Source organism: Kitasatospora sp. NPDC006697, from assembly GCF_042869935.1.
Lineage (GTDB): Bacteria > Actinomycetota > Actinomycetes > Streptomycetales > Streptomycetaceae > Kitasatospora.
This window is the reverse complement of sequence record NZ_JBIAGU010000009.1, coordinates 122910-136918: the sequence shown is the minus strand read 5'-3', so window position 1 is coordinate 136918 and position 14009 is coordinate 122910. Positions and strand designations below refer to the sequence as shown.

At 70.5% G+C, this 14009-nt stretch carries 12 protein-coding genes; 8 read left to right on the top strand and 4 right to left on the bottom strand.

All coding sequences use genetic code 11. The features are described from left to right. Positions 1-2 precede the first annotated feature (2 nt). Positions 3-1250, bottom strand: coding sequence for an MFS transporter (locus ACFYNO_RS14820; protein WP_388011121.1), 1248 nt, complete (start codon positions 1248-1250; stop codon positions 3-5). Between the two features lie 192 nt (positions 1251-1442). Between ACFYNO_RS14820 and ACFYNO_RS14815 the strand changes: the two genes are divergently transcribed. Continuing rightward, positions 1443-2054 carry a 2'-5' RNA ligase family protein gene (locus tag ACFYNO_RS14815; protein ID WP_388011118.1) on the top strand — a complete coding sequence of 204 codons (612 nt, stop codon included), beginning with the start codon at positions 1443-1445 and terminating at the stop codon, positions 2052-2054. 159 nt (positions 2055-2213) lie between these two features. Here the strand turns inward: ACFYNO_RS14815 and ACFYNO_RS14810 are convergent, their stop codons facing one another. Beyond that, positions 2214-2660 carry a hypothetical protein gene (locus ACFYNO_RS14810; RefSeq protein WP_388011115.1) on the bottom strand — a complete coding sequence of 149 codons (447 nt, stop codon included), beginning with the start codon at positions 2658-2660 and terminating at the stop codon, positions 2214-2216. A 602-nt stretch (positions 2661-3262) separates the two neighbouring features. Here ACFYNO_RS14810 and ACFYNO_RS14805 point away from each other — a divergent pair. From ACFYNO_RS14805 to ACFYNO_RS14785, 5 genes are all read left to right on the top strand, one after another. Beyond that, positions 3263-4480 (top strand): nucleoside 2-deoxyribosyltransferase domain-containing protein, encoded by a 1218-nt coding sequence (locus ACFYNO_RS14805; protein ID WP_388011112.1) that lies wholly within the window; start codon positions 3263-3265, stop codon positions 4478-4480. Positions 4481-4724: 244 nt separating this feature from the next. Continuing rightward, positions 4725-6869 carry a hypothetical protein gene (locus tag ACFYNO_RS14800; RefSeq protein ID WP_388011109.1) on the top strand — a complete coding sequence of 715 codons (2145 nt, stop codon included), beginning with the start codon at positions 4725-4727 and terminating at the stop codon, positions 6867-6869. A 91-nt stretch (positions 6870-6960) separates the two neighbouring features. Further along, positions 6961-7692 carry a hypothetical protein gene (locus ACFYNO_RS14795; protein ID WP_388011106.1) on the top strand — a complete coding sequence of 244 codons (732 nt, stop codon included), beginning with the start codon at positions 6961-6963 and terminating at the stop codon, positions 7690-7692. A 121-nt stretch (positions 7693-7813) separates the two neighbouring features. Beyond that, positions 7814-8875: a hypothetical protein gene (locus tag ACFYNO_RS14790; protein ID WP_388011103.1), complete on the top strand. Its 1062-nt coding sequence runs from the start codon at positions 7814-7816 to the stop codon at positions 8873-8875. A 55-nt stretch (positions 8876-8930) separates the two neighbouring features. Beyond that, on the top strand, positions 8931-9365 hold the full coding sequence (locus ACFYNO_RS14785; protein ID WP_388011100.1) for an NUDIX domain-containing protein: 435 nt from the start codon (positions 8931-8933) through the stop codon (positions 9363-9365). Positions 9366-9536: 171 nt separating this feature from the next. Here ACFYNO_RS14785 and ACFYNO_RS14780 read toward each other — a convergent pair whose 3' ends face one another. Both ACFYNO_RS14780 and ACFYNO_RS14775 read right to left on the bottom strand, forming a co-directional pair. Further along, positions 9537-10358 carry a DUF4097 family beta strand repeat-containing protein gene (locus ACFYNO_RS14780; protein ID WP_388011097.1) on the bottom strand — a complete coding sequence of 274 codons (822 nt, stop codon included), beginning with the start codon at positions 10356-10358 and terminating at the stop codon, positions 9537-9539. A 165-nt stretch (positions 10359-10523) separates the two neighbouring features. Continuing rightward, positions 10524-11453 carry a hypothetical protein gene (locus tag ACFYNO_RS14775; RefSeq protein ID WP_388011094.1) on the bottom strand — a complete coding sequence of 310 codons (930 nt, stop codon included), beginning with the start codon at positions 11451-11453 and terminating at the stop codon, positions 10524-10526. Between the two features lie 575 nt (positions 11454-12028). Here ACFYNO_RS14775 and ACFYNO_RS14770 point away from each other — a divergent pair. Together ACFYNO_RS14770 and ACFYNO_RS14765 are read left to right on the top strand one after the other, a co-directional pair. Further along, positions 12029-13156: a TIM44-like domain-containing protein gene (locus ACFYNO_RS14770; protein ID WP_388011091.1), complete on the top strand. Its 1128-nt coding sequence runs from the start codon at positions 12029-12031 to the stop codon at positions 13154-13156. Between the two features lie 314 nt (positions 13157-13470). Beyond that, on the top strand, positions 13471-13887 hold the full coding sequence (locus ACFYNO_RS14765) for a GNAT family N-acetyltransferase (protein ID WP_388011088.1): 417 nt from the start codon (positions 13471-13473) through the stop codon (positions 13885-13887). The last annotated feature ends 122 nt before the right edge of the window (positions 13888-14009 follow it).

The window sequence follows — 14009 nt, the reverse complement described above, 5'->3', positions numbered from 1 at the left end:
CCTCACGTCCGGACGAGCATCCGGTCCTCTTCCGGCTCGGCCGCGGCCGGCCGCCGCCCGGTGACCGCGATCGCACCCCAGGCCAACGCTCCGGCCAGGACGGTGGCCGCGCCGCCGGCCACGAACCCGAACGCCGGGGCGGCGGCCACCAGCGGGGGGACGACGAGCATGCTGCCCATCCCGGCGGTGTGCAGCCCGGCGATGTCCGTAGCCATCAGCCGGGCTCGCTCGGGCACCGGCAGCTTCGCCACCTCGGTGCCCAGCAGGATTGCTGCCCCCGGCGACAACGCGCCCGCGAGCGCGGTGACCGCCACGATCTGGCCCAGGCCCTGGGTGAAGGCGAACGCGGCCAGGAGCGCGCCCCGGGCGGCCCACACCAGGCAGTACGCGCGGGTGAACCCCTTCGGCGTCGGGAGATGGCCGACCAGCAGGTTGCCGACAACGGCCCCGATGCCCATCGCCGTGACCACCATCCCGTAGGCGCTGGCACCGGCGTGCAGGCGGCTGGTGAGCCAGATCGGGATGCCCACCGTGCCGACGGTGGCGAAGAACTCCCCGACGACGTTGAGCCCGATGGCCGCCCCCAACTGGGGGTGACGCCGCAGCACTTCGCGCGCCCTCGGTGCGGGCCCTGCCGGAGCGTCCTCATCCGGGACCTGCCCGGGGCCGGGTCGAACGACGATCCGACCCGCTAGCCAGGCCAGGGCGCAGGCGGAGACAGCGAAGGTCAGCGCGTCGAGCACGAACAGCCTCTCAGCAGGCACGAACGCGAGCAGGCACGCGGCGGCACCCGGCCCCAGCACCCAGGTCACGTTCCCGGTCAGCGCCATCAACCCCGTGATCTCCTTCACCCGGTCCGCCGGGGCGACCTCGGGAACCAGAGCGCCGAGGGAGGGTCCCGTGATCGCGTCCGCCGTCCCGACGACCGCGATCACCATGACCACCCCGATCAGCCCGATCGAGTCCTGGAGCCACGGCATCGCCCCGACGACCAGGATCTGGACGGCCTCGACGGCCGCCACCACGCGGAAGTCGACGAACCGGGCGAGCAGCCGACCTCCGAAGGCGCCGACCAGAAGATGGGGAACGGACTCGACGATCACCACGATCCCCATCGCCGGGGCCCCGAACCGGGCCCACGCGGTCCACATCAGGGCGAGCGTGAAGAAGCGGTCGCCGAGCGCGCTCAAGGTCTCAGCCAGCCACAGCACAAGAACATCCCGGTGCCGCAGCAGCCGCAGGTAGCCCACCCGAGCACTCTAGAGACACCGACAGCCGGGTGCCCCACGAACTGCCCATAGCTCCCGAACGAGTGAGGCGTCGGTCCAGAAGCGATCCGGCACGACCGAATCGACTCCTTCGGCCGGCACTGAACTTCCGTTTCCGACAACGCGACTGGGCGAATGCCGGTACGTTGTCACGCCATGGAGCCGTTTACTTTCATGCACGGCAAGGACGTCTGGCCGGAGGGTCTGACGCTGCTCCACGTCTACGTCACTGTCGAGCTCGAACACAACCCCGAGCTCGCGGCCCTGATCAACGGCTGCCGAGAAGCCACCCGGGAGGACCCGCTCACCCACGTCTCGGACAGCTGGCTCCACATCACGATGTACCAATTGTCCGAGAAGGCTGCTTCCCTGGTATCTGAGGAGGAGCGCGACGCCCTCGTCCTCTCGCTCGGCCGACGGCTCCGGACGATCGACCCCTTCACCATCGAGGTGGGCACCGCCCTGAGCTACGCGAGCGGAGTCATTTTCGATCTTTCACCGGACGAACCGCTGAACGACTTGAGGGCCGCGGTCACGGCCGCGGTCGAGGACGTCCGCGGCACCGAGGCGACCGAGTACTCCACCGGCGTCCTCCACCTGACGGAGTCCTACGCGAACGCGCCGGCGGACTCGGACCAGATCCAGCGTCGACTGCGCCGGGTACGCCCCAGCCACGCACCCCTTCGGATCGAATCGGTGGAGTTGGTCGACGTGTTCGCGGACGTGCGCGCGAAGACGATCACGTGGAAGCCCGTTGCCAGGATCCCGCTCGGCGCAGCCGACTGAGAGTGGGCGCTGGCCAGTCAACGGGCAGTTCGCGCCTTCGGGCTTCCACGCGGTGGACCTGGTCGACGTCCATGCCGACCAGGTGGCCAAGCGGATCACTTGGGTGCCGATGGCGCAGGTCCCGTTCGGCGGGTGACCGAGCTGACCGCGATCGGTCACTCAGAAGGTCAGCTCCCAGTGCGGCGCCAGGACCCTGGGCAGGTTGTCCTCCACCGAGATGCCCCAGGCCATCATCGTGCTGTCCTCCCAGACGGCGTCGGGGATCGCCCGACTCTGCTCGGGCGTCGGCGTGCGGTCCCTGGCCAGCATGCGCCAGGTCTCGGTCACCGGGTCGGCGGGGTCGTTCAGGTCGTGCCCGAACTCGACCAGCTGCCGCTCCCAGTCCGCAGCGAACCGGCGGTAGCCAAATTCGGGGCGGGGGCCCACCAGGCTCTCGATGTCGGCTCGGTGCACGTCGCGGACGTCCCGACCGTCGCGGCGGGCCACGAGGTAGATGCCGGTGGCGAGCCCCGCGGCGCCCTCCGCCAGCCGCGGGCCGTCCCAACCCATGTCCCGGTCCGGCCAGATCGGGCGCAGGATGTCGATGGCGCGATCCCACGCCGCCAACCAGGTGGGGTTCCCACCCCTCCCGCCATTCTCGTCGCGCCAAGCTCGCAGTTGGTCAAGGATCAGCATGCGGCCAAGTCTGCCAAGCACCGGTTGGGTTGACACCGCCTTTGAGCAGAAACACCTGCCGACCGCCGCCACCATCACCCGATCACGTCCGCCTCATCCTCCAGGGCCGTCAGGTCGAGGTCGGCGCTGGCCCCGCCGATACCCCGCCTGGGCTGCGGCGTTGCGGGAACAAGGGCCGGGTTCGCTTCGCAGGCTCCCGGCATGGTCACCCCTCCCAGGCCCTTCCCGGCTGGTACAGCGCGAGGGCCACCTGAACGCGGCACGCGGCTGCCTGACGCTCTGCCGGCCGATCTGCCCGCTTGTGCCCAGTCACCCTCACTCACCCTCCCCGAACGGCGACACCTTTGCGTCGCTCTGCCACCACACAGGGACCTCCGGCAGGCGATCACCGATCCTGCCGCGGGCCCCGGCTCCACCGGCCGCCCGCGCGGCACCTCTCCACCAGGGGCAAGCAGGAGTTCGACTGCTGAAACTCTGGGCATGCCCCCCATGCTTGACCGCTCTGCCGCCACCGCCCCCAGGAGAACCTCACCGTGATCGAGACCAGCCGTGTCCACCCTGTCTACGCGGGGGAAGAGCCGCCGAACACGTACCATGCGGCCGTCTTCCTCGCCGGGCCCACGCCCCGGAGCGCCGATGTCCCGTCCTGGCGACCCGACGCCCTCGCCGTCCTCACCCGCCAGTGGCGACACCCCGGTACCCTCGTCGTGTTCATCCCGGAGACCCGCGACGGCACGCGGAGCAGCGACTACCAGGCCCAGCTCGAATGGGAGTGCCGCCAGCGTGACCGAGCCGACGAGATCATCTACTGGGTACCCCGAGCCATGGGCACGATGCCCGCTCTGTCCACCAACGTCGAATTCGGCCACGACCTGACCTCCGGGCGCGTGGTCCTGGGCTGCCCAGAGAGTGCCGACCACGTCCAGCTGCTCCAGGTCCTCGCCGACACCCACGACGTCCCCACCGCCGGCTTGCTCCCCGAGACGGTCGCCCTGGCTCTGCACCGCATCGGCGCGGGCGCCGCTCGCGGCGGCGGCCGACGCGATGTACCGCTGCTGCTGTGGCGGGTGCCGACGTTCCGCTCCTGGCTCGCCGCCCAGGAGGAGGCGGGCAACGTCCTGCTCGGCGGGCGGACCTCGTGGACCCACCGCGTCGGCAGAGCACGGGAGACCGTGCTGTTCTGGGCATTCGCGGCCCGGCTGTGGGTGGCGTCCGAGCAGCGGGAGAAGAGCAACGAGGTGGTCCTCGGCCGCCCTGACCTGTCCACCGTTGTCGCCTGCCGCCCCGCCCCGGACCCGCTCGACACCGAGATCGTCCTCGTGAAGGAGTTCCGGGCACCGGCCCGCACGCCGGACGCCTTCGTCCGGGAACTGCCCGGCGGCTCCACCACGGTAGCCGGCGACCCGCGGCAGACCGCCGCTTCCGAGTTCGCCGAGGAGACCGGCCTGCGCCTGTCACCGGATCGGCTGCACTTCGTCGCCGCCCGCCAGCCGGTGTCGACCCTGTCCGCCCACACGCAGACCGTCTACGCCGTCGAGCTGAGCGAGGCCGAGATCAACCGTCTGCGCGCCGACGCCTCCAGCCACGGCGCCGCGGAGGAGACCGAGCGCACCTACGTGGAAGTGGTTCGGCTCGGCGACCTCCTGAGCCCGGCCCCGGACACCCAACGCGTCGTGGACTGGACGACCGTGGGCATCATCTGCCAGGCGGCGGCCTTGCCGGCACTGCAGAACGCCCTGGTGAGACCGTGACTCACGGAGCGGGCCGCATGAACCCACCCGCTCCGGGCGACGGGCGGCTCGGCCGGCAGGCGGCTGTCGCCGACCGGCCTCCGGACGGCTGGGGCTGTGACTCGAGCGGATCCAGGCGCCCAGTCGCCGCTGCGTGCGGCACGCCTCCCGGATCACGCGAAGCCGACCGGACAGGGACGCGAACCCCTTAACCTGGCCATGGACGAGAGGGGGCCTCAGCGTGGGGACGCACCAACACGAGCCTGTGGAACTGCCCGGCGGGCCGACGGACGCAGACGGGCGGCCGGTCGACCAGCGGCTCCTCGGCGAGCTGACCGCAGCGGCGCTCAAGGACTGCGACGGGTGCGTTGACCGGCTGCTGGGCGCGGTTGCCGCCGAGCCCGCCAGCGTGGCGCGCCTGGTCGAGGTCTCCCGGCTGATCGCCATCCGCCTCCACAATGGGGAACTGCCGCCGTTCATGACGGATGATCAGGACATGTCCGGTCCCGGCACGGCGGAGTTCCGCCGCCTTGTACGAGCCGTGAACGCCGCCGAGCCGCTGTTCGAGAAGTGCGAGCAGATGACGGTCGCCGAACGTCGGACGGCCGCGCGCACTGCTGTGGAACTTCTGGTCGGGCACCTGACCATCGCCGACCAGGAGGGCGTCACCAGGGTGCAGACACTGCCCCAGGCCTGCGTCGCGGTCAGCTCCGGGATGGTCAACTGGTGGCGCACGGTCACGCCGATGGCCGACCGCGAGTTCGCGGACCGCTGGAAGGAGTGGGCCCTCACACACCGGGCCCTGGGGCTGCCACGCGACGGCGGTGACGCTGTGGCGCTGGTCCTGGGCAGTGTGCTCCATCACCAGGGCAAGCAGGACGGCCTCACCGTCGAAACGGTCGGAGAGCTGGCCTTCACCCGCGCGATGCCCATCCTTCAGGACTCGCAGAAGGCCGGCAGCATTCTGCGCGCGTTCGTAGGCCCGCCCGAGATCGACGACATCACCGTGCCGGTCAAGCGCCTCGCCGCCGACGCCGACTTCTTCGCCGAACTCTGCCGCTTCGCGCGGCTCGTCGTCACCGCCCACGCGGCGAACTGCCCGCACGGGCTGCGCCAGAGCGAGCACGAGTGCACCCTCGCCCACCGGGCAGCGGCGATCCAGGGCGGCGCCCAGGCCCAGGTCGCCGAACCCTCGCCCGGCGAAGGCCGCCGCGTGGCCCTGCCCGGCACCTACGGCTACCAGGAGCCCGAGCCCACCGAGGGCGCCCCGGCCGGCTTCCCCGAAGACCACACCTGGCAGATCAACGTCGCCCGGATCCTGCTCGAGCGGTGGGACGCCGACGTAGCCCGCTGGAACGAGAACATCTCCGAGGACTCGTCCATCAGCGAACCCAACTACGGCCACGAGGTCGGCCTGGAAGCCCTGGCCTGCCCGGTCTGCGGCAGCAAGGAACACTTCCTCGTCGAGGGCCGCTGGGGCGGCCCGCTGACCCTGCACTGCCGCTGCGGCGTCACCATCATGTCGCCCGCCGGACCCGGTCCCGGGAGCGAGCTAGGGCGCCGCCTCCTCCAGAGGCTCATCCTGTGCGAAGCGGACCCCGCCTACGCGGCGCGGCGCCTGATGCCGGAGGTTGCGGAATACCGCGATCGGGAGGAGAAGGCACGTGCCGCCAGCTGGTACCGGGGCCCGGACGAGACCGACGTGGCTCTCACAGCTGCGATCGACCTGAACACGACCGAGTTCGCCTGGTCCCTCATGACCGCACTGCGACCGAGGCTGCCCGAGCGCCACGGAGGCCGCGCCCTGGACCTGCTCCTTCTGCAGGTCGCGTACGCGCTGGCCAACCCGCTCGTCGGAAACAGCGAGGACGGCCGCCGCCTGGAGGAGACGGTGCGCGCCCTGGTGACCGACCTGAAGCAGGAGGACGACCGGTGGGCTCCGGCCCGTCAGCCGGTCCTGGAGCGACTCCAGTCGTGGCAGGACGCGGGCGGCCCGCCGGCGTGGCAATCCGCCTGGGCCCGCATGCTGGAGGTGGCCGGCGTCCGGTTCGAGCGCTACCGCGTGGGCGACGGCAGCCTGAGTGACGGCTGCGCGGCTCTGGCCCTGGCTCTGTACATCCTCGCCGGCGAGACCGCTGCCGACCCCGGAGACGTGCACGTGGACGAGGTCCGCGCTCTCCTGCCCGCGGCCGACGACTGCGCGCTGGAGTCGGACGGGCTGCTGGAGCGGTGGGAAGCACACCTTCGAGCCCTCGGGCACGATCCGGACGCTGAAGGCGACCCCGTTGCCGCTCTCTGGCAGCATCTGCGCACCGACGGACCGGTCGATGTCCTCGGTGACCGGCGCGCGCCGCGCTTCGCGGTGGGGCTCGACACCGTCCTCGGCCCGATCTACGGCGTCCGCTTCTGAAGAACGTCCCGGGACCAGCCAGCAGGTGTGCATTTGACCGGCCAGCGGCACGCTCGACCACACGATCTTGACGATTGAGGGGCTCCACAGCATGGGCAAGGGCAAGCGGCTGCGCGCGCAGCGACAGACCGGGCAGCGGCGCCCCCAGCCGGGGGAACTGGCCCCGGAGCCGGTCCGGCCCCCGGACCAGGATGACGCCGGCGGCGGGCGGCTGTCCTCCTACGCCCGCTGGGAGATCGGCAAGCATCTGTACGCCTGGATGGTGCTGCTGTCGTATCTCGAGTTCGCGCTGGACGGACCCGGAGTGCCTGCCGACCTTCTGGCTCCGCAAGGGGCCGGCGAGAGCGACGATGAGTTCGCGGCCCGCCGCAGGCTCGCGCGACTGCACGTGGAAGCCGACGCGATGGCGGGCAGCCCGGCCGAGCAGGTGGCCGAGGTCCTCTCCACCTGGGTGTCACCGTCGCAGGTCTCCGCCGTGGTGAAGAACGTCGCCGCCGAGGGCATCAAACACCTCGACGCCAGCAGCGTCGCCGGGCCCGACCCGGCCGAGTGGCGGGCCGGTGCCCGCCCCTTCATCGGAGCACTGTGCCCGGCCACCCACTGGGATGCCGCCCTGGAGCAGTCGGACGCCTTCATCGCCAGCCGCCTGGTTGTCACGGGAGAGATCACCATGCGCATGATCGAGCACCCGGTGGCCACCGTCCATGCCGCCGCCGCGCTCGTCACGTGGCTGTACAGCCGCCCGGAAGTCGTCGCCGACCCCGCTGCAGCACGCCTCGAACTGGCTGACCAGGCCGGTAAATTCGGCGAGTTCGTCTTCTAGGATCGCGCACCGACGTTGACGTTGTCAGGAGTCAGCCATGCCTCGCAGTTCACAGCCCACTGCGTGGGAGAGCGCCGTTCAGCGCGCGGGCCACGCCACCGCGGCCGACCGCCCCGGGGGCATGGACGAGACCTGCTGGGACGACGTGGCGATGCGCGGCATCGTCGCGATGGTGCTCTACGCCCTTCACCTGCGGGACCGTCAGCCTGTCGACGAGATCCGCTGGCAGAAGGTGTTGTGGCAGTTGCGTGACGACCAGCGGGTCGGCGCCCTGGTGACCGTCGTGCTGCCGGGGGGCGGTCACGACCTGTCGCCTACCGGGCCGCCCGGCGAGCCGGTGACCGAGTGCTGGCGCTGGCTGACTCGGATCTGGGATCCGCACGCCCCGGCGGGGTCCCCGTTTCGGGAGCCGGCGCTGACCCGCAATGGTGCTGACCGGTGGGTGCCGGACGCGCCGGAGCCCCGGTGGGGCGGCCTGAGCCGCGGCATCGGCCGCGGCCTGCCCGACCCCGCGCTCGAGGTGTGCACGGGCATCTGGGCTGCGGGTGTCGTCCAGCAGGCGATCCTCACCGAACGCGGGGGCCACCGCGCTCATGACCGGGTCAAGGTCACCGCCGGGCCACTCAAGGGGTACCGCGGGTATGTGCGGGAGATCGGCTGGTCCTTCGACGACGCGGCCGAAACGGTCGAGGGACCGGCTGGGTACGTCGTCGACCTCGACAACGTCGAGGGAGCCGAACGGATCGACGCGGACCAGGTGACGGCGTCCTCGGATCTGACCTGGCCGCATTGCCCCGAGGGAACCCTCAAGGACGGGCCTCCCCTGAACGTGGACGGTCCGCTACCACCAGCCAGGACGTGCGCCGATGACCTGAGGGAGATCCTCGGCCGGGCAGCCAATCCCGACGTCGTCCCGGAGCAGCTGCGCCGCACCATCAGTGCGGCCCGCCGGCATCATCATGTGCAGTTGGACTGGCAGGCCAGCCCCGCCCCGCAGCGGTTCACCTGGCGGGTGGTGCTGCACTGGTATCAGCTGGCCGACCACTGTGCGGACGACCAGCGCGCCGATCTGTACGAGGTCATCGTCACCCGCCATCTCCACGATCCCGAGCCGATCCATCATCTCGCGCTGATCGAGGACGACGTGGCCGCGATGATCGCGCGCTGCACGGCCACTCCTTGAGCGAACCCGCCGATCCCGCTGGGAACGTGAACGACTCTGAAGGAGAACCCAAGTGATGACCGAACGCGTCCGCGCCGTCCTGATCACCCCGCACGACACCACGCTCGTGATCAAGCGCATCCGCCCGGGCCTTGACCCGTACTGGGTGATCGTCGGCGGCAAGGTCGAGCCGACTGACGCGAGCCACACCGAGGCGCTCCTGCGCGAGATCCGCGAGGAGATCGCCGGCGACGCCCAGATCCTGCGGCTCCTCCACCGGATGGAGAACGACAGGGGCGAGCCCGAGTACTTCTACCTCGCCCGCATCGAGCAGTGGGACTTCGACAGCCGCACCGGGCCTGAGTTCGCCCGCACCGACCGCGGCGAGTACTACCTGGAGGAGATCCCCCTCACCGGCGAGGCCGTCGGGGCCCTGGCCCTTATGCCCCCGCAGTTCAAGGCCGTGCTGTGGGGGGCCCTCGAACACGGCACCCTGCTCGACGCGGGATAGGCCCCGCACAGGGCGAAGCCGAAGCCCGGCCTGTTCCAGGCGAAGCGAGGTCGCGGCCTGAACTGGCGTCATTGGCAGGTACGTTTGCGTTGAGCGTGCAGCAGGCGGCGGTGCCGGGAGGCGACCGCCGCACTGAGGCCGAGCCGGCGAGGGCCCCGCACGGTCCCCTGTTCAGCGGTGGTGGACGACGCCGTTGGCCGAGTGAGCGGTGAGGTCCAGATCCTGGGCGCCCTTGGTGACGATCGAGCCGTCGACGGTGGTCAGCTCGACAGGCCCGGTGGCCGTGCTGGTGGCGGTGAGCCGGATGTCGCCGGTGCGGGACTCGACGGACAGGTCGCTGCCCTGGTAGGCGCGGAGCTCGATGTCGGCGCTGTCAGTGGCGATCTTGCCCTTGGACAGGATGGCACCGATCTCGATGCGCCCGTCCGTTGTGATGATGTCGACGGTGTCTGCGGCATCGGCGGTGACGTGGCCGGCGCGGGAGGTGACTTCGAGGACGGAGAGGGGGCCGGTCACGCAGAGATGAGCCTTGCTGGTGGTGAGGGCAAGGCTGGAGCCCTGGGGCAGGCGGACTTCGACTTCCACCGGGGACGGCTCGGTCTCGGAGCGGCCCGTCCCGCTCGAGTCGATGAGGACAGTGTCGCTGGTCAGGTTGAGATTGCCGATGTTGCCGGCCATGATCACCATGCTGTCGTAGCTACCGCCGCTGATGACGTTGTGCACTCGCCTCCCGGCGGAAGCCGAGGTGGACGCGCGGCCGACCGTCTTGGGCCTGGGGACGCGGACCAGCAGGCTGCGCTCGTCCGGGTCCTCCTTGAAGGTGGTGCTGTTGACGGCATCGGCGCTCGGACCGGAGGCGTCCTCGGTGCGCACGGTAACGGTCGCACTGGCCGTGGCCGGGTCAACGGCGACGCTGACCGTGCCGGTGATGCTGGTCAGGTCAACGGTGAGCGGGCCCGCGCCGGAAGCGGTGAACGTGCGTTCGGTGGCCATGTGTACCTCTCGGTCGGTCCCTCGGTGGGTGAAGGGGCGGTCCCCGCCCTGGCGGGGACCGCGGCAGATGACGGGGTGTCGGATCGTTGACTGTGGCACGCGTCTCGCTACGGCTTCGCAGTTTCTTGCCCTGCGAAGCCGTAGCGGCGCTGGTGGGTGCGGTACTCAGGAGGCTCCGGTGGCGGCTGGTCGCGAGATCTCGGCCTGTCCGCCGACGATCCTGCCGTCGGCAACCGCGCGCAGAAACGCCCTCCTGGCTGTCAGCGGCACCGCTTGGTCCTCCTTCACCGCCAGGGCAGCGACGTTCATGATCATGCTGGTGAGGGCCGGGCCGAGGTTGGCCTCGTCCTCCGCGAGGTCGCGGATTTCGGGCAGCCCGAACGTGGCGGGCGGCACGACCAACAGGGTCACGCTGCTCCGATCGGTCAGGCGGTCCGCCAGGTCCGGGTCGCGTCCGTTGGTGCCCCCTGAGGCGATGAAGACCCCTGCACTGGATACGGCCTGCCGGTCGGGTACTCCGATAACTGCGTTGAGAGCACCGTCAGGCGTGAGAAGCACGTTCCACCCCGGTACTCGTGGCAGATCTGCCAGCCCGGTTTCGACCGACAGGTAAGCGAAGCCGTCCTCCTGCACGAGAGCTTCCAGGACACCGCTTCGGGCGGTGAGCCTGCCGTCGGTGTCCTCACCGAAGACGACGTCGGTCGCCTGCAGTTCAACCAGGAGCACCAGACGCTCGTTGCCATCGTCCATGGGGACTGCCTCGAAGAACCAGAACCCGTGGCCGAACGGCTGGCCGAACCACTGACCGGTGACGCGCTCTAGGTCTGCGCTGGTCGTGGTGACAACTTGCGAGGGTGCGCACAGCGGGTGGCTGAGAAGGCAGGTGGCCGGACCGTCCGCGTCCGTGAGCGTGTAAACGATCAAGTTGGCGGGATCGACGCGCAAGTCGATGGTCCGGCCGCACTCGCTGCAGCGCTGGTACGGGGCGAACTCGAGAGCGGCGCAGAGCTTGTTCCAGCTAGGGTCGGGGAGAACGGCACGCGCCTCATCGGACACGGTGATGGCACGAGTCATCTCAGCGGCCTCTGCGGTCATGTCTCCATTCAACCGCACCGGTTCGGGATCGCGGGACCGATCGCCGCAGCCGACCGCCGGGCGCCACTCGCACCGGTGATCAGCCAGGTCACGGCCGGGCTGGCCGCCGTCCACCAAAGAGCAGCGATGCTGACAGCCTGGGTTTCCCGCCTTCGCAGGGAGTGCGACCCAATCCCGGCGAGCCGGGTCCGCGAGCGTCGCCTGATTCCCAACGACCGGCCGTCGAGCCGCAGACCGTGCCAGGACCTCTTGGAAGCCCCGGTGGCCAATGTCCCCGCCGTGGGCCTGGCCAAGCGGGCGTCAAGGGTCCGGCTTGTAGGCTGCTGTGGAAAAGTTCTGACTCTTTGGGGATGGCCCGGGTGCGTGTCGGTCGGTTGATAGGTGTGGCCGCTGGAGTCGTCGCGCTGAGCAGCCCGGCTGTCGCGTACGCCCGTGGTGGGGGTGGTAGTCACGGGTTCAGCGGGGGCGGAGGCGGGGGCAGCCATGGCGGCGGGTCCCGCGGGTCGACCGGCGGCGGCTTCGGCTTCGGCCACGGTTTCGGCGGCGGTTTCGGGGCCGGTTTCGGCGGCGGGATCGTGGCGCTGGTGATCGTGGTGGCCGTGCTGCTCCTGATCCTGTGGCTCTGGTCCCGGCGCCGGAAGTCGGGGTCGGCAGGCGGTCTGAACACGGTGTCGGACCGCACGGCGCACCGGGCGGACGCGCAGGCGCGCGAGCGTGCCGCCCAGGTCGGGGCCCGGGTCGATGCGATCGCCGACACGGACGCGACGTTCGACCGCGCCGCGCTGGAGCAGCGTGCCGTCTGGCTGTACGTGACGGCCCAGCGCGCATGGACCGGGCACGATCTCGCCACCCTGCGGCAGATCCTGTCCCCGGTGCTCTACGGCAAGTGGGCCGACGAGCTGGGCGACTACGAGTCGCGTGGCGAGGTCAACGTCGTGGAGGTCGTCTCCGGCCCGGTGGCCGAGTTGGTCGACGTCGCGAATCGTGCGGGCGAGGTGAACGACACCGTCACGTTCCGGATCACGGCGACGCTCAACGACTACGTACGCCGCGTCGACGGCCCGGATGCCGTGCGCAAGGACGGATCGTCACGCCCGGTCGAGTACTGGACACTGCGCAAGAGCGCCGCCGGGGAGTGGATCGTGTCGTCGGTGGAGCAGGCGGCCGAGGGCGCGCACCACCTGACGGACGCCATCGAGACGGACGGCTGGGACCAGAAGGAGGTCGCCCGGGAGGCGGTGCTGGAGGTTGCCGGGAAGACCGCGGTCGCGGGTGCGGGTGACCTCCTGTCGCTCACCAACATCTCGTGGAGCACGGACGCCGACACCGCCGCCGGTGACCTGAGCGTGCTCGACGGCCGGTTCGACAGGTCGGTTCTCGAGGTCGCCGTCGAGCGATTCCTCGAGGAGTGGGCCATGAACGACGGCAGCCTGGACTTCACAGCCGTCCGCACGGTCAACCGTACCGTCATGCGTAACGCTGTCATCACCTCGGTCAAGGTGCGCTCGCTGGTCTCCCGCGACCCGATCGTCTTCCGCGTCGCGGTCGACGCGGAGGGCGTCTACTACGAAGTCGACCGCGGCACCGAACAGGTGCTCCGTGGTGACGCACACCAGCGCAGGGCGATCACCCTTGCCTTCGACCTGCGGCTGGACGGCACGTCGACCGGAGGGTGGACCGTGATCGCCACCGATGTCGAGTAGGCGGAGCCCACCCCGCCGGCCGCGTCGGAGTCGACGCGACCCGATCCGGCTCCACGCCTGGGTGCAGACCTATGAACGGCGACGACGTCGCCGAGCCGGCCTCGACCCGCGCCTACACCCCCGTGCTCACCATCGGAGGCCGCCATCACCAGCCCCGCTGACCCGATCATCTGGCTGCGCACCGAGACCTGCGGGCTCGGACCCTACCGCGCCGACCTCGTCGAGACCTACTGGCGCTGGGAGTAGGACCCCGCCCTCCTGGTCGGCTACGGGCGCCAAGCCCCCGAGTCCCTGGAGGCCCCCGCACCGAGGGCATGGCCCACCAACTCCGCGGCGAGAACATCCGCTTCACCATCTGCGACCTCACCGGCAGCGAACCCGCTCCTGCCGGTGTTGCGACTCTGCTGCCTGACCACGGTGTCCGTACGGCCGAGTTCGTGATCATGCTGGGGTCGGAGGTCCGCGGCCGGGGGCTGGGCACCGCAGCGACCCGGCTCACCCTCGACTACGCGTTCCACGTCACGAACCTGCGGATGGTCTGGCTGAAGGTCCTCGCGCCGAACACCGGCGCGATCCGCGCGTATGAGAAGGCCGGCTTCCATCATGTCGGCTCGATCCGCCAGGCTGGGTACGGGCTCGGCCAGGTGTGCGATGAGGTCGTGATGGACGCTCTGGCCTCGGAGTTCGCTGCCCCGTCAGTCATCACCCCTGCGGTTGCGACGTGTACCTGAGTACCTGCACCCGGATGTGGCCTCGTGGAATCGGTGGACCCCAGGGTGGCCTGCGGCGTAGCGTCGGGGACGAGGTCCCGCCGCATCCCCCGTCGGCGGGACCTCCTTGCTTCCTCGCCGGT

What these genes read in the sequence shown, in the direction of transcription:
- ACFYNO_RS14815 (WP_388011118.1), top strand. Translation starts at nt 1,443, where the DNA reads ATGCACGGCAAGGACGTCTGGCCGGAGGGTCTGACGCTGCTCCACGTC.
- ACFYNO_RS14795 (WP_388011106.1), top strand. Translation starts at nt 6,961, where the DNA reads ATGGGCAAGGGCAAGCGGCTGCGCGCGCAGCGACAGACCGGGCAGCGG.
- ACFYNO_RS14790 (WP_388011103.1), top strand. Translation starts at nt 7,814, where the DNA reads ATGGACGAGACCTGCTGGGACGACGTGGCGATGCGCGGCATCGTCGCG.
- ACFYNO_RS14785 (WP_388011100.1), top strand. Translation starts at nt 8,931, where the DNA reads ATGACCGAACGCGTCCGCGCCGTCCTGATCACCCCGCACGACACCACG.
- ACFYNO_RS14780 (WP_388011097.1), bottom strand. Translation starts at nt 10,358, where the DNA reads ATGGCCACCGAACGCACGTTCACCGCTTCCGGCGCGGGCCCGCTCACC.
- ACFYNO_RS14775 (WP_388011094.1), bottom strand. Translation starts at nt 11,453, where the DNA reads ATGACCGCAGAGGCCGCTGAGATGACTCGTGCCATCACCGTGTCCGAT.
- ACFYNO_RS14765 (WP_388011088.1), top strand. Translation starts at nt 13,471, where the DNA reads ATGGCCCACCAACTCCGCGGCGAGAACATCCGCTTCACCATCTGCGAC.